The sequence below is a fragment of the Cyanobium sp. WAJ14-Wanaka genome (genome assembly GCF_024345375.1).
Taxonomy (GTDB): Bacteria; Cyanobacteriota; Cyanobacteriia; order PCC-6307; family Cyanobiaceae; genus Cyanobium_A.
In genome coordinates, this window is the sequence record NZ_JAGQAZ010000001.1 from 103,049 (window position 1) to 122,988 (window position 19,940).

Annotated in this window: 21 protein-coding genes; 8 read left to right on the plus strand and 13 right to left on the minus strand. The window is 58.5% G+C overall.

Going from position 1 to position 19,940, the window contains the following annotated elements; all coding sequences use genetic code 11:
- Nucleotides 1-141: 141 nt before the first annotated feature.
- Nucleotides 142-4,212 carry a DUF4114 domain-containing protein gene (locus KBY49_RS00695; protein ID WP_254932868.1) on the minus strand — a complete coding sequence of 1,357 codons (4,071 nt, stop codon included), beginning with the start codon at nt 4,210-4,212 and terminating at the stop codon, nt 142-144.
- A 47-nt stretch (nt 4,213-4,259) separates the two neighbouring features.
- Here KBY49_RS00695 and KBY49_RS00700 point away from each other — a divergent pair, with 47 nt between their 5' ends.
- Nucleotides 4,260-5,465 (plus strand): hypothetical protein, encoded by a 1,206-nt coding sequence (locus tag KBY49_RS00700; protein WP_254932869.1) that lies wholly within the window; start codon nt 4,260-4,262, stop codon nt 5,463-5,465.
- Nucleotides 5,466-5,696: 231 nt separating this feature from the next.
- Here the strand turns inward: KBY49_RS00700 and rpsD are convergent, their stop codons facing one another.
- A complete protein-coding gene (rpsD, locus tag KBY49_RS00705; RefSeq protein WP_254932870.1) occupies nt 5,697-6,305 on the minus strand; it encodes a 30S ribosomal protein S4 in 609 nt (202 codons plus the stop codon).
- A 92-nt stretch (nt 6,306-6,397) separates the two neighbouring features.
- On the opposite strand from rpsD, the gene yidD reads away from it, so the two are divergent.
- The 4 genes from yidD (at nt 6,398) to aqpZ (ending at nt 9,418) form a co-directional block, all read left to right on the plus strand.
- Entirely contained in the window at nt 6,398-6,664 is a 267-nt protein-coding gene (yidD, locus tag KBY49_RS00710) for a membrane protein insertion efficiency factor YidD (RefSeq protein WP_254933955.1), read from the plus strand.
- 14 nt (nt 6,665-6,678) lie between these two features.
- Nucleotides 6,679-6,972 (plus strand): glutaredoxin family protein, encoded by a 294-nt coding sequence (locus KBY49_RS00715; RefSeq protein ID WP_254932871.1) that lies wholly within the window; start codon nt 6,679-6,681, stop codon nt 6,970-6,972.
- A 26-nt stretch (nt 6,973-6,998) separates the two neighbouring features.
- On the plus strand, nt 6,999-8,552 hold the full coding sequence (locus KBY49_RS00720) for a UDP-N-acetylmuramoyl-L-alanyl-D-glutamate--2,6-diaminopimelate ligase (RefSeq protein WP_254932872.1): 1,554 nt from the start codon (nt 6,999-7,001) through the stop codon (nt 8,550-8,552).
- A gap of 125 nt (nt 8,553-8,677) precedes the next feature.
- Nucleotides 8,678-9,418: an aquaporin Z gene (gene aqpZ, locus KBY49_RS00725; protein ID WP_254932873.1), complete on the plus strand. Its 741-nt coding sequence runs from the start codon at nt 8,678-8,680 to the stop codon at nt 9,416-9,418.
- On the opposite strand, the gene KBY49_RS00730 is transcribed toward aqpZ, so the two are convergent.
- Nucleotides 9,385-10,596 carry an aminotransferase class V-fold PLP-dependent enzyme gene (locus KBY49_RS00730; protein WP_254932874.1) on the minus strand — a complete coding sequence of 404 codons (1,212 nt, stop codon included), beginning with the start codon at nt 10,594-10,596 and terminating at the stop codon, nt 9,385-9,387. The genes aqpZ and KBY49_RS00730 overlap by 34 nt on opposite strands.
- A gap of 69 nt (nt 10,597-10,665) precedes the next feature.
- Between KBY49_RS00730 and KBY49_RS00735 the strand changes: the two genes are divergently transcribed.
- Nucleotides 10,666-11,502: a mechanosensitive ion channel family protein gene (locus KBY49_RS00735; RefSeq protein WP_254932875.1), complete on the plus strand. Its 837-nt coding sequence runs from the start codon at nt 10,666-10,668 to the stop codon at nt 11,500-11,502.
- Here KBY49_RS00735 and KBY49_RS00740 read toward each other — a convergent pair.
- The 10 genes from KBY49_RS00740 to sppA form a co-directional block, all read right to left on the minus strand.
- Complete coding sequence (locus KBY49_RS00740; protein ID WP_254932876.1) at nt 11,499-11,678, minus strand: hypothetical protein; 180 nt, start codon at nt 11,676-11,678, stop codon at nt 11,499-11,501. The genes KBY49_RS00735 and KBY49_RS00740 overlap by 4 nt on opposite strands.
- A 90-nt stretch (nt 11,679-11,768) precedes the next feature.
- Nucleotides 11,769-13,256, minus strand: a complete 1,488-nt coding sequence (locus tag KBY49_RS00745; RefSeq protein WP_254932877.1) for an AAA family ATPase — start codon at nt 13,254-13,256, stop codon at nt 11,769-11,771.
- A 13-nt stretch (nt 13,257-13,269) separates the two neighbouring features.
- Nucleotides 13,270-13,782 (minus strand): DUF177 domain-containing protein, encoded by a 513-nt coding sequence (locus KBY49_RS00750; protein WP_254932878.1) that lies wholly within the window; start codon nt 13,780-13,782, stop codon nt 13,270-13,272.
- A 17-nt stretch (nt 13,783-13,799) separates the two neighbouring features.
- Nucleotides 13,800-14,930, minus strand: a complete 1,131-nt coding sequence (yidC, locus tag KBY49_RS00755) for a membrane protein insertase YidC (protein ID WP_254932879.1) — start codon at nt 14,928-14,930, stop codon at nt 13,800-13,802.
- A gap of 68 nt (nt 14,931-14,998) precedes the next feature.
- On the minus strand, nt 14,999-15,397 hold the full coding sequence (locus KBY49_RS00760) for a PH domain-containing protein (RefSeq protein ID WP_254932880.1): 399 nt from the start codon (nt 15,395-15,397) through the stop codon (nt 14,999-15,001).
- Nucleotides 15,394-15,777 (minus strand): ribonuclease P protein component, encoded by a 384-nt coding sequence (gene rnpA / locus KBY49_RS00765; RefSeq protein WP_254932881.1) that lies wholly within the window; start codon nt 15,775-15,777, stop codon nt 15,394-15,396. Before rnpA ends, KBY49_RS00760 begins: the two co-directional genes overlap by 4 nt.
- A gap of 4 nt (nt 15,778-15,781) precedes the next feature.
- Nucleotides 15,782-15,919, minus strand: a complete 138-nt coding sequence (gene rpmH / locus KBY49_RS00770; protein WP_006170261.1) for a 50S ribosomal protein L34 — start codon at nt 15,917-15,919, stop codon at nt 15,782-15,784.
- Between the two features lie 82 nt (nt 15,920-16,001).
- Nucleotides 16,002-16,589, minus strand: a complete 588-nt coding sequence (locus tag KBY49_RS00775; protein ID WP_254932882.1) for a DUF2808 domain-containing protein — start codon at nt 16,587-16,589, stop codon at nt 16,002-16,004.
- A gap of 71 nt (nt 16,590-16,660) precedes the next feature.
- A complete protein-coding gene (gene aroH, locus KBY49_RS00780) occupies nt 16,661-17,035 on the minus strand; it encodes a chorismate mutase (protein WP_254932883.1) in 375 nt (124 codons plus the stop codon).
- A complete protein-coding gene (sppA, locus tag KBY49_RS00785) occupies nt 17,032-17,844 on the minus strand; it encodes a signal peptide peptidase SppA (protein WP_254932884.1) in 813 nt (270 codons plus the stop codon). Before sppA ends, aroH begins: the two co-directional genes overlap by 4 nt.
- A 68-nt stretch (nt 17,845-17,912) precedes the next feature.
- Here sppA and KBY49_RS00790 point away from each other — a divergent pair, with 68 nt between their 5' ends.
- Together KBY49_RS00790 and KBY49_RS00795 are read left to right on the plus strand one after the other, a co-directional pair.
- Nucleotides 17,913-18,830 carry a DMT family transporter gene (locus tag KBY49_RS00790; RefSeq protein ID WP_254933956.1) on the plus strand — a complete coding sequence of 306 codons (918 nt, stop codon included), beginning with the start codon at nt 17,913-17,915 and terminating at the stop codon, nt 18,828-18,830.
- Nucleotides 18,830-19,903: a glycosyltransferase gene (locus KBY49_RS00795; RefSeq protein ID WP_254932885.1), complete on the plus strand. Its 1,074-nt coding sequence runs from the start codon at nt 18,830-18,832 to the stop codon at nt 19,901-19,903. The genes KBY49_RS00790 and KBY49_RS00795 overlap by 1 nt, the downstream gene beginning before the upstream one ends.
- Nucleotides 19,904-19,940 lie beyond the last annotated feature (37 nt).

Genomic DNA, 19,940 nt, shown 5'->3' on the forward strand with positions numbered 1-19,940 from the left:
TGGGTGTCTAGAGCAACGCCGTGATCTGGACTTTCCGTGGAGGCCTGGAAGTTTTACGTCAGTAGTTGGGCTAGTGGTTCTAGGCGTGCTCAGGCATCGCTAAGAACTCGTATCCAACAGCAGGATCAGGGGCTTCAGCAGCTACACAATAGGTTGAACTACTGGTGTAATTGCAAAGAGCATGTCATTGAAGTCGCGATCTCCCCGCAAGCCCATATCCTCAAAGGCAAAGTAGCCAGTGCCAAAGGAGACATGCTGAAGATCCTTCCCAAGATTTGCCTCTTTAACTGAAAACAAGATCTCAGACAGGCTATCGATCTGATCCGGCGAAGCTAGCACCTGATTAGGAGTGATAAAAAGAGAATATGAGTTTCCCTTAGCAAGTTGAATTGAAGATCTGCTCGTTTGAGCAAAGCCAGGAATGGGCAAACCTGTAATCCCATCTACCGTATTCGTCTGCGATCGCCTAAAAGCCTCTCTGGCGTATTCAACGCTACCCGGTTCCAAGGGATTAGTTAGTCTCCCCTTATCTCCAAACAGGAAGTGGCCGTAAGTGTTATCTACACGAAATAATCCATATCCTGATAGGTTGCTACTGAATCTAGCCACATCGAGATTGAAATCAACATTCGAACTGCCAGCATTGCTTGCAGCGTAGTAAGTGAGCTCGTCTACCATAAAAAGCTGCCCCTCGCCAGGCGCCAATACAACCTGTGATCCAATGCCAGGAGCTCCAAATACAACACTATTATCCAATTCTGGGCTGGAATTAATACTAAAACCTAGGGTAGAAAGCCTCACGTTCCCTTCTATATCTTGCAATGCAAGTGCGAATCGATCAGCGGAGGGCAGTGTGGTGCCAGCCGCTGTTGCAAGATCTCCAATTGAAATCCCTTCACTGCTTAGAATCGCGCTGGGATTCGAAAAAGCTTCCAATGCTTTTTCCGGGCTAAGCGCATGCGAATCATAAGATTCGCGAGAGGTAGCGAGATAGCTAAACATACTTTTTGCCAGATTTAGATATGATGGATCTTTTGGCTTTATAGCAATCTGGCCGTTCTGGATTGAGCCGTCACTATTTACTGGGTACCAAAATAACTGCTCACCAGCCTTAAGATTTGCCCTAGGCATTAAAATCGCCAGCTGCTGGGCCTGCGACGGCAATTTTTCATCCGTTTCGTATCCAGATTTGTTTGAATAAAATACTCCCTCTACCTCTTGATTCAATGTAATCATATCAGTAGTTGCATAGAGAAATATGCTGCCTGAACCATCAGCTATTGTTGCGTTAGTGGCATTTTCAAGCTTAAAATTAATTAACTTGTCCGGCAAAGTTATGAAATTAAGATTAGAGCCAAATTCTACGCTAATTTCATTAACTCCACTTGGAAATCTAAATAAATACCTGTTACTACTGCTATTGATGATATTTTCTTCGTTGACATAAGGTTGTAGGTACTTGCTAGCATCACTTGGCAAAACCAATTCAACTGTTGCTTCTTTGTCTAAGTTATTCTCGCTTCTCTGCAGGGAAATCTCAATCGATGCAAAAATAGACCTTTTTTTTCGATTTCTTAGTGTGGATATATCCTGAGGGATGATGGCTTCATTAATTCTAAAGCCAGCTTTAGTTTCTTCTAGTTGCTCAAGTTCTTTATTCGAGCGACTAAGGAGCCAGGCGCCTTGAGCCATCACACTTGCAATAACAAGATCATCTTTTAAATCATACTCAAGATTCGTAATCCACATGTTAAAATTATTGTCATCTCCAGCACCTTGCCATCCAACTGGCTTGAAGGTGCTGGGATAATTCGTGGCCCCCACTGATGCACGCCACGCACCTCCATAGCCACTTAGGAATAATTCAGCTTCAGCACTTTCAGTTTTAGGGGCGTATACAACCTGCTGTAGGCTTGCCGTAGCTGGAATTCCATTCTTACCAGACTCTGCCGCTATACTCCAGTTTAGGCCACCATCTGGGCTATAAATTAGATAAGAGGCTGAGAAATAATCAGCTGTAGGCCTATTTAATTGTTGTATGTACGCGATTTTAGTGGATGCAACTGTAGCCCAAATTTCGTCTGGGTTATTCGGATTGAATGCAATACCAGTTATTGTATTTCCCTGGACGACCTTCGGCAGATTTGCGGAGAGATCCTTTAACTGATAAGCCTCTACATTCTTAAACCAGTCTTGCTGTGTGCTTGCTGATGCTTTGCGGCCAAATAGTTTTGCCGTGGGGGTGGGGGTACCTCCTACATCTTCAGACTGTAAGAAACTTGCGTATAATGCGTCCCAGCTGTAGGGCTTCTGATCCTTGAACTGAAATGCTTGATTAGACCCTATGGCAACTTCAGTGAAGTATCTAGGTTTATCTGTATCTTCGGCTATTAATGAAACAAGCAGCATCTCTCCTAATGTTACCGACTGCCAGTGCGGGAAAACCTGCTCGTAGATATTGCGCATTCCTGAAAAGACAATGTCTCCAGCGCGGTACTCACTTGTTTCTGCTGGATGATAGAAGGGGTAAGCAGCAGCGCCGTACCAGGTGTTTTCATAATCAAACCAGTCTTGAAAATTGCGATACTTATCAATGATGCTTAGGTTTAGAAAATCACTAGAGAGAAGCGTGCCTGAATGGTCATATGAATTCTGCTCTACAATTCCTCTTGCACCATATTGTTGAGAGGCAAAGTAAGCCCTGCTGATGCCATCGCTACCTACGATTCCATCATCAAATCTCGCTATTGCACCATCTCCACCTGTGACATTTAACCAGCCAGGCTGATTTCCAAAGCGCCCAACTGCTGTGGCATTATCCTGCATCGCCGTAATGGCAAGGTTGCCAATACTGCTCCAATCTGAGCTGAAGCTTTCGGTGATACGTAGGCCATCATTTAAACCTTTCCAGGGCTTTGTTGTGTCGATGTCTTTGCTTGTACCCAGATCTTTGATATAGATGCCACCATCATCTGATTCGATAATGCGTGTTACCCCAGAGAGCGTTTGCATAAAAGCAATATCTCTGGAATCGGCATGCGGTGCAGTGCCATCGCTGTTTTTATCCTCTTCTTTTGAGGGAAAGAGATTAGTAAATTTTGGTTGAATGCCGCTGAAATCTGTAGCTACGATTGCTCCGGTAGCTCCTAGATATGTCGTAACCCATGTACCATTCTTGAACTCACCTGGCCCCCAATTTCCGCCTGCAAATACCTGTTCTGGGTTTATAGGATTGGAGGCAAAGGATGAATGAATTGTAGCTTGACCATTTCCAATCCTGCCAAGTACATCTTCTTTTTGCCAGATTAAATTAGTAACCTTTTCATCATAAATAACTTTATTTATTGAGTCATAGAGCTCGCTAGCACTAGCTGTCGCCAGGAAGAGAATATCTTTGCCCGTCGCTGGATCTTTTGATGTTGCTACTCGTAACATTGATTTGTCACGGCATAGCGTCTCTGAGCTGTCTATCAGCTTCCATTCCCTTAAGGGAGCTTGGCTGAGTTCAGAAATTGTTGATGTGTATATACCCTTGCCAATTACAGCCGCATAAAGGCGACCGGAACTTGATTTAGCAATCGATGATATATTACTACTGGTGGATCCGCTCAGGTTCGCTGCTGCTCCCAGGGTTGTGAGCTTGCCTTCTAAATCAATTGAGCCAATGAAGAGACCCGTTTTAGTTCCTGCAACAACAATGTCATCAGCAATCTCTAGGGAGGTGATGGCTTTTCCTTTTAGATTTTCTTGGCTATTTCCAACATTCGCAATCCATTTTAGGGAGCCGCCGGCAAGCCTTTCTGCAACCTGCAGGGGTTTGTCTATCAAGCCGGACAAATCTCCAAAGCTACTTGTGGCTCCTTGGCCTGAAATTAGCCACTTGTTATCATCAGAAACCTTTATCTTGGAAATTGATTGAGCTCCTTCGTATCCATTAGAGCCGCTTAGCCAAGTCCATTGGCCCCATGCATCTGTTGCCCCTGTGTACGGCCTTCCCCACACACCTCCCCCAGCGGCGCCAGCGTAGAGGATGCCATCTTTAGTGTTGTTATCCTGCACCATGAAAAGGCTACTAACAGCACCAGTTGCAATGCCGCTGCCCCAAGGATTTCCTATGCTTAAACGTGCTCTGAAGGGATCCTGAATCGGTGCGGGACCAAGGGGCTTAAACATTTGATCTGTGGCCATATTGTTGAAAGGTTTAAAACTCAATAAAGTATACAAATGGACCGACGTGATGTCAAGATTTACTAGGGGGTATGCCCCAATTGATTGCGCACCTCGCATCAAGCATCCATAATTCAGGCAATCTTCTAGGTGCTCACATGCAGCTCAAACCTAGGCTGGCACAGCTGTATCTCGCGCTGTTCACTTCACTACTGATCATTGGGTTCTTTCAGTTCAGCGCTCCAAGGCTGTTGCCGCACAATCCCCAGCCCCATGATACCCCAAGTACTAGAAGCTACGTCTCAGTTGAGACCATCAACGAAAAAGGAAAGCCTGCCGATCTTGATATCAATTTGACGGTCAGAGTCAGAACAATTCAAAATATCAACCTTCCTGAACAAAGCTTTAGCGCTGAAGGCTTCTATTGGCTCCAATGGGGCCAGGAGGTTCAGGATATGATTGCCCGTCACAAAATCGCTTTAGATGGGATCGTCGAGATTGTCAATCTTGTTGATCGTGATTCAACTGTAATCGAGCGCACTGCAATATTTAGCAGGCAGATTGGTGGCAGGAAGGTGTATTCGTTGTCAGTGTTTTATTCAGGTAAGTTCTTCATCCCTAATGTTAATCTCGAGAACTCTCCCTTTGATCGGCTGATCTTGCCAATCATCATCGAAGTAGATGATAGTGAGCTCAGCAGTGAATCGAGATTTGTATCTCTGAGCCCAGAATTGAATACCACCGCCGACCCGATAGCCGGTGAATTTTCAAATATAAGTGGCTTTCGCCTTATCAAAACCAGCTGGCAACGGGCTGTTGCTAGCTATCTGTCTAGTCCTGATGCTCCAACGGGAAGCCAGACAAGGTACAGCAGGGCAACTGCTCTTTTTACTTATGACCCAGGCTTCTGGGCTGTTTTCGTTCAGTGGATATTGCCGCTCGTGGTGGTTATGGGCATCGTGGTAATGGCTCCTTCCCTGGATGGGAAGTTGGGCGACTCGCGCCTGGCGATCCCAACAGCTGCCTTGCTGACATTAATATTCCTGCATCTTGGCTATAAGGCAAGCTTCCCTGAGGTGCCTTATCTTACTTACCTTGATCAACTCTATGCATACAGCTATTGCGTCTGCATTTTGATCTACATTCTTTTCGTTTTGTCGTCTAATGCCCATTCTCGTGGTAATCGCGTTGGGGATGGGGGTAATTATTTAATGCAGCAGGATAGGTTCGAATTGATTGTCCAGGTCTCCATTGTGGTTGGTTATGTATGTGTTGCCGTTCTCGGTTGGCATGCCTGAATCTTGCTGGCTCGCTGATAGTTAGATCCACACCCATTTATTGCGCCCCTGGCAAATCTTGATTGGAGTTTGAATTGGATGTGCGCTCCACTCAAGTCGGGCCTAATTCCCGGCGTGGGGTAGTCGTTTGGGGAGGGCGCTTTGCGGAAGATTGGCCTAGGAAAACCACAAAAAGCCCCTGGCCGGTCGCTTTGACTGACCAGGGGCATAGACGATAACAACGGTCGAGAATCAGACCTTGCGGCTGTAGAACTCCACCACCAGGAGTTCGTTGATCTCAAGGGCGACCCATTCGCGTTCGCACTTGCTGATCACCTTGGCGGTGAGTTTGTTCTTGTCGAGCTCAAGGTGGGGCGGGATGTTGGCCAGGCCTGGGAATGCCAGGTTGCCTTCAGCCAACAACTTGCTTTGCTTGCGCTCGCGGATGGCGACCTGGTCGCCGGCCTTGCACTGGAAGCTGGCGATGTCCACCACGCGGCCGTTCACGGTCACGTGGCCATGGTTCACCAACTGGCGGGCACCGGGAACGGTGGGGCCAAAGCCAAGGCGGAAGCAGACGTTGTCGAGCCTGTTTTCCAAAAGCTTGAGCAGGTTGGTTCCGGTGGAACCCTCCTGGGCACGGGCTTTCTTCACGTAGCGAACCAGCTGACGTTCGGAAATGCCGTAGTTGAAGCGAAGTTTTTGCTTCTCTTCGAGGCGGATGGCGTATTCGGAGCGCTTGCGACGGGCTTGGCCGTGCTGACCGGGGGGATAAGACCGCTTGGCGGACTTACGGGTGAGACCGGGAAGGTCTCCCAAGCGCCGCGTGATCCTCAAGCGAGGGCCGCGGTAGCGAGACATGAAAAGAAATCAAGGGACAAAATTGGGCCCGAAAGGCCCGTGGCGAGGCCGGATCAAGCATGCTGGATAAATCCCTACAGGCTTGAGTCGTGCTGCGCCAACGATCGATCCTATCGGTTGGCCCCAATGCCGAGGCCCAGGGGGTTGTGGGTGCCGTGCTGCTTGCCCTGATTGGCTTCTATCGCCAGTGGTTTTCGCCCCTACTCGGCCCCCGCTGCCGCTTCATTCCCAGCTGTAGCGCCTACGGGTTGGAGGCAATTGCCCGCCATGGGGCCCTGCGGGGTAGCTGGCTGACCCTGCGGCGCCTGTTGCGTTGCCACCCCTGGACACCCTGCGGTTGCGATCCAGTGCCCGATTAATGGAGGGATCAGCCATGGGCGAGCTGTTGCTGTTCACCAGGGCCGGCTGCTGCCTATGTGAGGGCCTGGAGGAAAAATTACGGGCCCTTACGCCAGTTGTGGCCCTCAGCTTGGTTGATGTGGATGGTGATCCGGCCCTCCAGGCGCGCTATGGGTTGGAGGTGCCGGTGCTGGCGATACCCGCTCCGCAGGGGGAGGTGGCCGGGACCCGCCCCTGGCGGGAATTGCCCCGGGTGCCGCCCCGCCTGATGGGTAAAAGCCTGGCCGATTGGCTGCTTAAAAACGGTTTCCCTGGCCAAGGCGCTTAGATAGGCACTAAGACGGTTGCCCCGCCATGGCCCTGCTGCTCCATCCGCTCCTGCGTCAGCTGGGATTGGAGGTGCCAGAAGGCTTGCCGAATGCCGACCTGACGGGGCTTAGCTGTGATTCGCGCCGGGTTGGGCCGGGCACCCTGTTTGTGGGGCTGCCTGGCAACCAGGTGGATGGGGGTCAGTTTTGGCCCCAGGCCCTGCAGGCCGGCGCGGAGGTGGCCCTGATTGGGGCAGCAGCAGCAGCTGCAAATCCACCGGGCCCTGCGGATCCGGTGCTGGTGGTGGATGGTCCGGTGGCCCGTTGGGCTGGGGAATTGGCGGCGGAGTTTTGGGGCCGGCCCAGCCAGCGTTTGGCCCTGATCGGGGTGACGGGCACCAATGGCAAAACCACCATCACCCACCTGATTGAACATTTGGCCGCGGAAACGGGCCGTCCCACGGCCCTATTTGGCACCTTGGTGAACCGCTGGCCGGGCCATAGCGTCACGGCCCAACACACCACGGCCTTTGCCGATGTGCTGCAGGCCCAATTGGCCCAGGCGGTGGAGGCCGGAGCGATGGTGGGGGCGATGGAGGTGAGTTCCCATGCCCTCGATCAGCAAAGGGTGGCCGGCTGCCAATTCGCCGGAGCGGTGTTCAGCAACCTCAGCCAGGACCACCTCGATTACCACCTTTCAATGGAGGCCTATTTCGAGGCCAAGGCCCGCCTGTTTGCAGCCCCCTATCTCCAGTTGGGCGGCCAGGCGGGCGGCCAGGTGGGCGGCCAGGGCTGTGCCAAGGGAGTGGTGATCAATGGCGACGACGCCTGGGGCCGGCGCCTGATTGATCGGCTGGCCAGCCAGCTGGGGGATTGCTGTTGGCGCAGCTCCCTGGAGGATCCCACCGCCGAGCTGCACGTGCGTGACCTCCAGCTCGGCTCTGGCGGCATGGCCGGCACCCTGGTGACACCCCATGGTTCAGGCCAATTTCAGTCGCCTTTGGTGGGTCGTTTCAACCTGATGAATCTGCTGCAGGCGGTGGGTTCCCTGGTGCAGCAAGGGGTGCCCTTGCCCCTGTTGTTGGGGGCGCTTGGCAGCTTCAAGGGGGTGCCGGGCCGGATGGAGCGGGTCAGCCTGGGGGCAGCCCAGGGCCCCTTGCCCGCCGTGTTGGTGGATTACGCCCACACCCCAGATGGCCTGGAGAGTGCCCTCGGCGCCTGCCGCCCCTTCACCTCGGGCCGTTTGATTTGCGTTTTTGGCTGTGGTGGTGACCGCGACCGCAGCAAGCGGCCGCTGATGGGGGCGATTGCTGCCCGGTTGGCCGACCAGCTCGTGCTCACCTCCGACAACCCCCGCACCGAGGAGCCGGCCCAGATCCTGGCGGATGTGGTGGCTGGCATTCCCGCCGGCACGGCCCTGCAGGTGGAGGCGGATCGGGCCGCTGCGATCAGGCTGGCGATTGCCGCTGCAGCTCCTGAGGATCTGGTGCTAATCGCCGGTAAGGGCCATGAGGACTACCAAATCCTTGGTACCAGCAAGGTTCATTTCGACGATCGCGAAGAGGCGGAGAAGGGTCTGCGGGCACGACCACACGGCTAAACCCCGCCGATCCAGGTGGGCGTGTTGAACAATGCGAAGGCTAAGCCCTAGGTTCTGGCTTTTTTGGGATAGGGAGATACGTTTTTAGAGTTGTTTTTCAAGTACCAGTGTCATCTCCAGTTCCCATGGCCAAAAAGCTATTAGCAGAGGCTTTTGGTACATTTTGGTTGGTGTTTGGAGGTTGCGGTAGTGCTGCAATCGCCGCCAATTTCCCCTATCAGACGGGTGCAGATATCGCGCCAGGAAACCCCTTTGGTCTGGGTTTTCTAGGTGTGGCCTTGGCCTTTGGTCTCACGGTGGTGACCATGGCCTACGCGATCGGCCATATTTCCGGATGTCATTTGAATCCCGCGGTGAGCTTCGGCCTCTGGGCCAGTGGTCGCATGAAGGGTTCCGATCTGCTTCCCTACATCGGGGCCCAGGTGGCGGGCGGAGTTCTGGCTGGCGGTTTTATTAAATTGGTAGTGGCGGGTGGCCCGGCCTTCCAATTGGTAATGGCAGGTAGTAACCCCTTGGCTACCAATGGTTGGGGTGCCCATTCCCCTGGTGGCTATGGCTTCTGGGCTGCCCTGGTCGTGGAGCTGGTGCTTACCTTCTTTTTCCTGCTGGTGATCATTGGGGCTACTGATCGTCTGGCGCCTGTCGGTTTTGCCGGTGCCGCCATTGGCCTAGCCCTAGCCCTGATCCACATGATCAGTATTCCAGTTACCAATACCTCAGTGAATCCCGCCCGCAGCACCGGAGTGGCCCTATGGGTTGGCGGTGAGGCAGTTGGTCAGCTGTGGCTGTTCTGGTTGGCTCCTATCGCTGGTGCCCTTTTGGCTGGTTGGTTTTACCGCAATGTGCTGAGTTCCGAGACCAACTGATCGATCTCGGTTTCAGTTGTGCTGATGTGGGTGCAGGCCCTTAGGCAATGGGGATCATCCAGGCTGCGGATCCAGATCCCCTTTGCCCCCAGCTGCTTCACCAGCTCCTCTGGGTTGTGCCCCTCCACCTGGAAGCTCACGAGCCCAGCTGGGGGGGCACTTTCCAGCAGGGTGCTGATGCCATCAATGGCCTGCAGGCCGCTCCAGAGCCTGTGGCTTAGGCCTTGAATTACGGCTAGCCGCTCCTGGGCGCTGCCCTCCGCATCGAGCAGTGCCAGGGAGGTTTGGAGCCCCGCAAATAAGGGCAGGCAGGAGGTGGCAACCTCGAAGCGGCGGCTATCGGCGTGGAAGCCGCTTTGGCCGTTGCTTTCGTGGCTGAGGCTGCGCCAGCCGATCAAGGTGGGTTGGGCCTCCCTAACGACCCGTTCGGAAAGGGCCATTGCCCCGAGGCCTTCGGGGCCGCAGCACCACTTGTGGCCGGTGCAGGCATAGATGTCGGCGGCGGCGGCAGCCTCCGCCACCGGCATTGCCCCAAGCGATTGGGCCGCATCCACCAGCAGCCAGGGCTGGCGCGGATGGTGCTGCAATTGTTTTGCCACCGCCGCAATCGGCATCAATTGGCCGGTGTTCCATAGCAGGTGGGAGAGCACCACCAAGCGGGTGGCAGGGCCTAGGGCCTGCTCGAGCCGCTCAAGCACCCTGGCCTCGGCATCGGCTGGGGTCTGGCGCAGATCGGCCACCGGCAGGCTGGCGATCTGGAGACCCTCGCGGCGGGCCAATTCCCGGCAGGCGGCCACCACCCCTGGGTGTTCGCAATCACTGATCAACAGCTCATCGCCGCGCTGCCAGGGCAAGCCCCAGAGGGGCAGCACGCAGCCGGAGGTCACATTTTCAGTAAAGGCCACCCGCTGGCTTGGCACCCCAAACTCCTGGGCCAACCGCTGCCGAAGGCGGGCGCTGGTGGCCTCGATGAAGGGCCACACATCACCGGTGAAGGGCCCCAGCTCCTGGATCCTGCGCCAGCTGGCGGTGATCGCTTCTAGGGAGGCTTCCGGCAGGGGCCCCTGGCCGCCGTAGTTGAAGTAGGTCTTGTTGGCTAGGGCGGGGAGCTGCTGGCGAAAGCGCTCCGCAAAGGCCCCCTTTGGGGGCGCTTGCTTCTGCCCAAAGGATTCCGACAAGGCAGACCAAAACCAGCTGCCTTCAGCATGGCCCATCCATGCTGGGGGTGCTTTGTCGCCCTTGCTTCCGTGATTCCAGGCTCGCTTGCCCTGCCCGATCTGGTGCTGCTGGTGGCCAATGCGCTGGTGCCTTTTCTGTTCAAGCTCCTGGGGGCCGTGGCCCTTTGGGTTGTGGGCGGTTGGTTGATTCACCTGGCGGTGCGGGTGCTGCGCAAGGGCCTGCGCCATAGCAGCCTCGACCTAACCGTGGCCGGCTACCTGGTGGCCATCCTCTCGGCGGTGCTGAGGGTGATCCTGGTGGTGGCGATATTGGGCTTCTTTGGCATTCCCACCGCCAGTTTTGCGGCCCTCCTGGCCGGCGCTGGCGTGGCAATTGGTGCCGCCTGGAGCGGCATGTTGGGCAATTTTGCGGCGGGTGTTTTCCTGCAGTTGTTTCGGCCCTTCAGTGTCGGAGATGTGATTTGTGCGGCTGGTGTAACCGGCACCGTTGAGGAAATTGCCATGTTTTCCACCTCAATTCTGGGCCCCGATCACGTCCGCAACATTGTTCCTAACGGCAAGCTATTTGGCGATACGATTCAAAATTTTTCAGCGCATCCCTACCGGCGTGTGGAGGTTTTTGCCCAGCTTGATCACAGCGCTGATCTAGATCGGGCAATCTTGCTGATCCGCGAGGGCCTAGGTCAGGTTGCCAACCAGATACCAGGCCTGGAGCCGGAAGTGGCCGTATTTGAGCTAAACGATCGGGGCCCAAAGTTGGTGGTGCGCCCCTTTACCCCCAACGCCCACTACGTCCAGGTTTTATTTGACACCAATCGGATGCTGGTGGAGGTGTTGGGCCGCAATGGCTTCCCAATCCCGAAGCTGCAGCTGGCAATGGTGGCTGAAGCAGAGAACGCCAGTTAGAGGATTTGGCCGACCCCTACTGCGGCAACAGCTGAAAACAGGGTGATTCCCAGGGCCGTAAGGGGGTTCTGCCCCTGGGCCACCGCCACCGAGGTCACAATTCCGGCGCCGAGGCAGGCCACCGCCAATTGGCTGGTGATCTCTTGGTGCGACCGGGGGCTGGGGGTGGGGGTCACGGCAGGGCGAGCGAGTTGGATCGACCGTAGGGGCGTTGGCCAGGTCTGCCATCGCCGCGATGGGTTCTTGTTACCTGGAGTTTGAGTTCGTTACTCAGCGCAATCTGGGCCGCTGGCCGGCCGGGCCCTGCCGCCACTGGCCCATTGGTGCAGAACATCGAGTTGTTCCTTGGCCGTGCGCGAAAGCGGCACCAGTTGGCTGGCGGCTGCAATCAAGTCGGCTTCCCCGAAGTCGCGCCGTTCGGCAAAGGCCAGGTGCATCGCTTCGATCACGGTTTGCTCCAGTTCGGCGCCGGAAAAACCGATCGTGCGATCAGCCAGCACCTCCAGCGGGATCGCGTGTGCTGGTCGCCGTCGCCTCAGCTGGAGATCGAGGATTGCCTTGCGTTCGGCGGTGCTTGGTAACTCCAGCAGGAAGATTTCGTCGAAGCGGCCCTTGCGCAGTAGTTCGCCCGGCAGGCGTTCAACCCCGTTGGCTGTTGCCACCACAAACACCGCACTGGTTTTCTCCGCCATCCAGGTGAGCAGGCTGGCCAGCACCCTTTGGCTGGTGCCGCCATCGCTGCGGGAGTCGCCGCCGAAACCCTTGTCGATTTCGTCGATCCAGAGCACGCAGGGGGCCATGGCCTCGGCCCGTTGAATCATGTCGCGGGTGCGGGCTTCGCTGGCGCCCACCAGCCCGGCAAATAGGCGGCCCACATCAAGTCTCAACAGGGGCATCGCCCAGCTGTGGGCAATGGCCTTGGCGGTGAGCGATTTACCCGTGCCCTGGGGACCCACCAGCAGGACGCCCCGGGGCAGGGGCAGGCCAAACCGCTGGGCCTCCTCGCTGAAGGCCATGTGCCGTTGGGCAAGCCATTGCTTCAGGGCCGCCAGCCCACCCATGTCGGCGGTGCTGGCGCTGCTGGGGCAGTACTCGAGCAGGTCGCTTTGGGCAATCGCCTGGCGTTTTTCCTCCAGCACCTCCGCCAGGTCGCCGATGCCCAGCTGGCCATGGCGGGCCAGGGCCCGGGCGGCCAATTGGCGCACCCTTTGCTCACTGAGGCCATGGCAGGCGGCCGTCAGCTGGCTGAGGATTTCCTCTGCCAGGGGTGTGCCGCCAGCTGAGGCAATTGCACTGAGCAGCTGGCCAATTTCTGCCGCATCGGGCAGCGGCAGCTCCAGGACGCTGATGCAATCCTCCAGTTCCCTGGGCAGCTGCCAGTCGGGGGCGCTGATGACCAGGGTGTGGGGCACCTGGCGCAGGCTGGTGGCCAGGTTGCGCAGGCGCCGGCAAATGCCGACGTCATCGCAGTAGCGATGGAAATCGCGCAGCAGCAGGATCGCCCCCTGCTCGGGGGCCATGGCGTCGATGCAGGAAAGGGCCGCCATCGGATTGCGGGCTGCCTCCCCCTGGCGATTGGGGGCACCGCCCAGGCCGTCGATGAAATCCCAGCGCAGCAGGGTGCGGCCCCCCAGCCGTTGGGCAGCCGCCTCAAGCAACCGCTCCACCCGCTCCTCCTCCAGGCTGCGAATCCAGAGGATCGGCGTGCGCGACCTAATCAATAGGTCCAGCTGGTCGGCCCAGGCCAAGCTCACGGTTGCAGGGGGCTCATGGTTTTAGTTGCCCCAGGGCGGCCCAGCGCGGATCTTGGCTTGGGCCCACACTTTCCCAGGCGCCGGGTCCGGGGCAGGCGGCGCCGCAGTTGCTTACCAGGGGAATCTGCAGGCTGAGCTGCTCATAAACCCATTGCTCGGGATCAAAATTTCCGCGGGGATCCAGGTGTTCGCTCACCGCCGCATCAATCGATGCCCCCTCCAGCTCAAATACCTCGCCCCCATCGAGGGGGGGCTCTTCTAGGGAAATAACTTCGCTGGCCTTGGCCCGCAGCGGCTGGTTGTACTGCTGGAGGCAGCGGTCGCAGCAAAGGCTGATCACCGTGGCCATTTCCCCTTCCACCTCCAGCAGATTGCCCCGGTGCCTAGCGCTGAGCTTGCCCCGCACCGGCCTGAGGCTGTCCAGGCCATCGATGGGCTGGTCGATCTGCCAATGGTGGCTTTGATCTAGGAGCTTCAGCTCCTGGATTGGCATGGGCCGCAGGGGGGGGATGGCAGAGGCGCTCATCTTGCTTCGGGGCCGAGTTACTTCTTGCCCTTTGGTTCAAAAGGCAGGCGATTTGCCCCGCCTGCTGTGACCGTGACGGTTTGCTGGGTGAGCTGTTGGTCGAGGATTGCCTGCAGGTTGTCGGGCAGGGCCTCCCGGGAGAGCAGGAAGGTTTGCAGCGCCTGGAAGATGTTGGCGATCACCATGTAGAGCAGCACCCCCGCTGGTAGGGGGAAAAACAGGAACATGCCCGTGATCATTACCGGCGTGATCTTGTTGGCCGTGGACTGCTGGGGGTTGGCGGGCATGCCCATGCCAGAAAGGATCTGGGATGCAAACAGGCTGGCGCCAAAGCCGGCCACCAGGATTGCGATATCCCAGTTGACGGCCCCATCGGTCATGAAGCCGACCTGGCCGAGGGCCTTGATAAACAGGAAGCCGCTGCGGGCCGCCAGGCCTGGAATCTTGGCTTCCACCGTGGCATCACCCGTGCCCAGGGCGGTAATGCTGCCGTTTTGGTCCACACTCACCACGCCTTCGCCCTTGGTGATGCTCCAGGTGGGCTCGAAGGCATCAGCGCCTTCAATCCCCTTCAGCACGGAGCTGAAGCTGTCGCCCGTTTTGGTGTGCAGCTGCACCTGAACCTTGTCTCCCACTCCGATCTTGGTGCCCTGCTCGAGGCTGGCGATCACCGGCACGTGGTTTGTTTCGGTGACAAAAATCGAGTGGCTGGCGCTGTTGAACGGCTTGGGCTCCACCGCTGCGATTTGCTCGGCCGGCAGCACCTTGAGGTTCAAGGTGTAGGGCACATCGGCAAACGGTGATCCCCTCAGGGTGGCGAATAGGGCAAACAGGATCGGCATCTGCACCACCAGGGGCAGGCAGCCGGCCAGGGGGCTGCCGAATTCCTTCATCAAACCCCCCAGCTCCTCCTGCTGTTTCTGGGGGTTGCTGGCGTATTTGGCCTTGATCTCAGCCTGGCGCTTCTGCATCACCGGCTGGGCAATGCGCATGCGCCTTGCATTGCGAATCGAGCCGGCACTGAGGGGGAACAGCGCCAGGCGAATCACCACCGTGAGGGCAATGATCGCCAGCCCGTAGCTGGGCACCAATCCATAGAAGAAATCGAGGATTGGCAGCAGCAGGTTGTCGGAGATGTAGCCGATCACGGCGAGTGGGGGCTTGGGGTAAGGAGGCGGTGTGGCCAGTGTGCCCGACCAGGGGGTTGAAATGCGGTTTAGGCGGCCATGCCCTTGGGGGCAGCAGCTTTTTTGGCGGCCCGCTGCTGCTCGATGAACTCCTCCAGGCCCCGGAAGTTGGGCACTGAACGCATTTCCAGCTTGGAGCCATCGTTGAGCACCACGACCATGTCGCCCCAAAAGCCGAAGCCCCGGCTGACGCTGCGGAGTTCGCGGATTTGGCTATAGACCACCTGGCTGCGGTCGCGACCTAGCCAGCCACCGTTGACCTCAATGCGGCGACTGGTGATCCGATAGCGCAGCCATAGGGCCCGCACGATCGCACCCACCGCAAAGGGAATGCCGACCAGGGTCAGGCCCAGCAGCAGGTTGAAGATCAGGTCTCCCTTGGCTGGTCCACCTTCGTAGAAGACCGATTCTTGGATCTCTGCGCTCATGGGATTAGGCCGGCTTGCTGCAGAAGTTGGTTGCATTCTCCCAGGAGGTCTGCGCTTTCGCGCTCGGCACTTCCGGGTTTGAGGCTGATCAGCAGCCATAGGGCCTTTTGCTGCTCTTGGCCGACCAGCCCCAGGAGGTGGCTGTGGAGCAGCCGCCGTAGCCGGTTGCGCTGCACAGAGCGCTTGTGGACCTTGCTGCTCACCACCACGCCGCAACGCCACGGACTGGCTGGTGCCTGGCGCTGGCTGAGGGGCAGCAGGGCGGGCCTGGCTTCGAGCAACCTGAGCATCAAAAAAGGGCCGTTGTATTTGCGGCCCTTTTGATACAAGCAATCGAAAACCTTTTGTCCCTTTAGCCGGTGGCGTTGGGGCAGGGCCAAGGCCCTAAACGGCCAGGCGGGCGCGGCCGCGGCGGCGGCGGGTGCGGATCACTCGGCGGCCGGTGTGGCTGCGCATCCGCACACGAAAACCTGATACGCGCTTGCGTTTGCGGCTAGTGCCTTCCAGGGTGCGCTTGGTCATGGTCTCTAACTCGCTCCTCTTGTCGCGGCTTGAATGGGCGTAGGGGCCAACCTATCAGGCTGCCCCTGCTGACTTGTGGGGCCTAGTTGCTGGGGGGCTCCAGCTGGATCAACCAGCTGCCCAGGTAGCCAGCGATCGGAATGTCACCCGGTGCCTGGGCTAGGGCATTGAACTGATACATGCCCGGATTGAAGGGGTTGAAGATCTGCATGTAGACCCCAATCGTGCCTTCGTCGGAGACGGGGGTGTTGGGGAACACCTCGATCGCATTGCCCTTATCGGCCAGCTCAATGGTGGCGGGGATGTCCTTCTCGCAGCGGGTGCGCTTGAGCATGCCCCCCTCACTCATCTTGCAAAGCTTGATTTGCTTGGGATCAATCTTGGCGTCGAAATATTTGGGTATAGTGATGCTGAGCTTGAGGATTGCCGTCTTGCGATCCTTCGGTTTGAGGATGAAGTAGTAGTCAGCCCGAGCCAGCGGCCTGGCATTGCTGACGAAGTAGTAGAGCTTTTTGTAGTCCTTGTCGGCGTCCCAGCGGAATTCCATCACGCTCGGGGTGGTCTGGGCCTGGGCGGCTGGCAGCAGCAGGGGGGCCAGGCCCGTAGCCGGCATGGCGCCGGCACCCAGGGCAGAGGCACCAATGGCCAAAAGGCGATTACGTAAACCCATGGGGCAAGCCCGAGAAGTAACCAGATTCTCATCAGCTCCCGTGCCCCAAGGCGCGGCCGGTGGTCGGCGCCTTAGCTGGCGCGGTCTGGCCTGAGCTGGGCTGCCCCGCGCAGGTAGGGGTGAATCGCCGGTTGCTTGCCATCCATCCAGGCATGGGCCAGCAGGCGAATGCAGCGGGGCAAGTCGCCTTTAACGGCCATTTGCTGGCAATCCAACAGGGCAACCCCTTCCCAGCCCGGCCTGCGCCGGGCGATGGCGGCAGGGAAGCAGGCATCCAGATCTGCGGTCACGGAAAAGGTGACCGAGAGCAGCTCGGGGCCGTTGAGCCGGTTGCGCTCCACCAGGGCCTCCACAAGCTCGGTTACGGCCACTTCGATGGCTTCAGCGCTATTGGCAGCGGCCGTGGTGGCACCGCGCAGGGCCCGCAGTTGGGAAGCTGAATTCATGGCCGGTAAAGCCAAAGGGGTTGGCCGCTCCAGGCCATTTCCAGGCTGAGGGCCTGGCCGATCGCCCTCAGTTGGCTACGGCCCGGTATCAGCCCGCCAAAGCGTTTTGGCGGAGCCCCAAAGGTGATCGGTTTGCTCTTTTCAGGGTCCAGCCCGGCCAATTCAGCGGCCAGGCACCTGGCGGTTTCCTCGTCGCCCAGTTGGTCGACCAGGCCCAGCTCCTTGGCCTGGGCACCGGTGAAGACCCTGCCATCGGCAAAGCTCCGCACCAGCTGCTGGTCCAAGCCCCGGCCCGTTGCCACCGCCTCCACAAATTGGTTGTAGCTGGAATCGATCAGGCCCTGGAGCAGGTCGCGCTCGGCGCCGGTCAGGGCCCGATCCGGCGAAAGGATGTCTTTGAAAATGCCGCTTTTGACAGTTTCAAAGCTCACTCCCAACCTCTCCAGCAATTTGGAGAGGTTGTTGCCCCGCAGGATCACCCCGATGGAACCGGTGATGGTGCCCGGGTTGGCCACGATCTGGTCGGCGGCAACGCCCACGTAGACCCCGCCGGAGGCCGAGATGTTGCCAAAGCTGGCCACCACCTTGCAGCCCTTTTCCTTCAGGCGCAGCAGGGCGCTGTGGATTTCCTGGCTATCTCCCACGGTGCCGCCGGGGCTGTCGATGCGCAGGAGCAGGGCGGGGCATTCCCTTTCCTGCACTTGTTTGATTGCCTTCAGAACCCGGGTGCGGGTGGCACCTGCAATGGGCCCCTCGATCGCTATCCGCGCCATGGCGCGACGGGTTTTGCGGCGCCAGGGCCAGAGCATTGCGTCAGGATGAAGTGGTTGGATCTTAAAAAGAACCCCCCCTCGGGCCCTTGCTGCGCGCCATTGCCATGCTTTTGCCCTTTGCCCTCTGGGGCACGGCAATGGCGGCGATGAGACCCTTGCTCGAGGGCACCAGCCCTTTGATGCTGGCCAGTTTGAGGCTGCTGCCGGCCGGCGTGCTGGTGCTGCTGGCGGCCCTGGCCCTGGGCCGTTCCTGGCGCATTGATCCCCTTGATTGGCCCTGGCTGATTGCCTTTGCCCTGGTGGATGGCAGCATTTTTCAGGGCTTGCTGGCCCGGGGCCTGGGCCAAACCGGAGCTGGGTTGGGCTCGGTATTGATCGATTCCCAGCCCTTGCTCGTGGCCCTATTGGCCCGCAGCCTGTTTGGAGAAGCGATCAATCCGGTGGGTTGGATTGGCCTGATGCTGGGCCTGCTGGCCATCCTTTGCCTGGGGCTGCCGGCTCCGCTGCTGCGCCACTGGTGGCTGGATGGTCCGGTGGCGGTTGGTGCCCAGGCCTGGAGCCACGGAGAACTTTGGATGCTGGGGGCGGCGGCCGCCATGGCGCTGGGCACGGTGTTGAGCCGCTATGCCGCCCGCCGCAGTGATCCTGTGGCGATTACGGGCTGGCACATGGTGCTGGGGGCCATTCCCCTTTTGATCGGCACCATTGCCCTGCCCCCGGCCCAGGGGTTTTTGCCCGCCTGGACTGGGCTCCAATGGGGCCTGATGGCCTATGCGGCAGTTTTTGGCAGTGCCCTGGCCTACGGCCTGTTTTTTTGGTTTGCCAGCAGCGGTGACCTCACCGGCTTCACCGCCCTCACTTTTTTGACGCCCGTATTTGCCCTGCTGTGCGGGGTCTGGCTGCTGGATGAAAGCCTGCTGCCCTTCCAGTGGCTCGGTGTGGCCCTGGCCCTGGTTTCGGTGCTGTTGATCAATCGGCGCCAGCAGCTTTGGCAGGGCAGCCCAGCGGAGGGGCAGCCCTGATGAGGATCCTGGTGGTGAGCACCCCGGTGGGCCCCCTGGGCAGTGGCCGCGGCGGCGGTGTGGAGCTCACAGCTACGGCATTGGTGGCTGGTCTGCTGGGGCGGGGTCACCAGGTCACGGTGCTGGCACCCGAGGGCTCCCAGCTGGCCGTTGCTTGCGCCGGGGCCCGGCTCTGGTGCGTTGCCGGCGAATTCCAACCCAGTTGCCAACACCAGGAGCAAAATGACCAAATCGTGATCCCCGCCAATGGGGTCTTGGCACATCTTTGGCGTAGAGCCCTGGCGGAGCAGGCCGGCTTTGAGGTGATCCTCAACCTTGCCTACGACTGGCTTCCCCTCTGGCTCACCCCCCACACCCAAACGCCACTGGCCCACCTGGTGAGCATGGGTTCGGTGGGCAAGGCGATCGACAGCCAGATCGCTGAAATCAGTCGCCTTTGTCCGGAGCACCTGGCCTTCCATACCGCCAGCCAGGCGGCGGATTTTGATTTGGCCCAGCCACCGCGATTGGTGGGAAACGGCTTTGATCTGACGCGCTACAACTTTGTGGCCAAGCCCCTGCAGCAGCTGGGTTGGGCCGGCCGGATTGCCCCGGAAAAGGGCCTGGAGGATGGGGCCTGGGTGGCGGCCCAGCTGGGGCTGCCGCTGCACGTGTGGGGCTACCGGGAAGATGGGGCCTATGCAGATGCCGTGGAGGCATCGGTGCCGCCAGGAACCATCTGCTGGCGTGGTTTTCTGGCCACGGAGTTGCTCCAGGCCGAGCTGGGCCGCTGCCTGGTGCTGCTCAACACCCCGAAATGGAACGAGGCCTTCGGCAATGTGCTGGTGGAGGCGATGGCCTGTGGGGTGCCCGTGGCTGCCTACGCCCGTGGCGGCCCCGCCGAACTTGTGCAGGAGGGTTTAAACGGGGCCCTCTGCCCGCCCGACGATCGCCAAGCCCTGGTGGCTGCTGCCCGGCGGGCGATGGCGGTGGATAGGGCCAGCTGCAGGGCCTGGGTGGAGCAGCATGCCTCCCAGGCCGCTTTTGCGGCCCGCATCGAGGCCTGGCTGGAGGGGCTGGCCTGCCGCGACTGACCTGCCCCAACTACGGGGCGCCATAGGTTGGGTGGCT

Coding starts and splice junctions, on each gene's coding strand:
- KBY49_RS00760 (WP_254932880.1), bottom strand. CDS start 15,397: ATGAGCGCAGAGATCCAAGAATCGGTCTTCTACGAAGGTGGACCAGCC.
- aroH (WP_254932883.1), bottom strand. CDS start 17,035: ATGAATTCAGCTTCCCAACTGCGGGCCCTGCGCGGTGCCACCACGGCC.
- aqpZ (WP_254932873.1), top strand. CDS start 8,678: ATGGCCAAAAAGCTATTAGCAGAGGCTTTTGGTACATTTTGGTTGGTG.
- KBY49_RS00720 (WP_254932872.1), top strand. CDS start 6,999: ATGGCCCTGCTGCTCCATCCGCTCCTGCGTCAGCTGGGATTGGAGGTG.
- KBY49_RS00790 (WP_254933956.1), top strand. CDS start 17,913: ATGCTTTTGCCCTTTGCCCTCTGGGGCACGGCAATGGCGGCGATGAGA.
- KBY49_RS00775 (WP_254932882.1), bottom strand. CDS start 16,589: ATGGGTTTACGTAATCGCCTTTTGGCCATTGGTGCCTCTGCCCTGGGT.
- sppA (WP_254932884.1), bottom strand. CDS start 17,844: ATGCTCTGGCCCTGGCGCCGCAAAACCCGTCGCGCCATGGCGCGGATA.
- KBY49_RS00750 (WP_254932878.1), bottom strand. CDS start 13,782: ATGAGCGCCTCTGCCATCCCCCCCCTGCGGCCCATGCCAATCCAGGAG.
- rpmH (WP_006170261.1), bottom strand. CDS start 15,919: ATGACCAAGCGCACCCTGGAAGGCACTAGCCGCAAACGCAAGCGCGTA.
- rpsD (WP_254932870.1), bottom strand. CDS start 6,305: ATGTCTCGCTACCGCGGCCCTCGCTTGAGGATCACGCGGCGCTTGGGA.
- KBY49_RS00715 (WP_254932871.1), top strand. CDS start 6,679: ATGGGCGAGCTGTTGCTGTTCACCAGGGCCGGCTGCTGCCTATGTGAG.
- KBY49_RS00700 (WP_254932869.1), top strand. CDS start 4,260: ATGCCCCAATTGATTGCGCACCTCGCATCAAGCATCCATAATTCAGGC.
- KBY49_RS00795 (WP_254932885.1), top strand. CDS start 18,830: ATGAGGATCCTGGTGGTGAGCACCCCGGTGGGCCCCCTGGGCAGTGGC.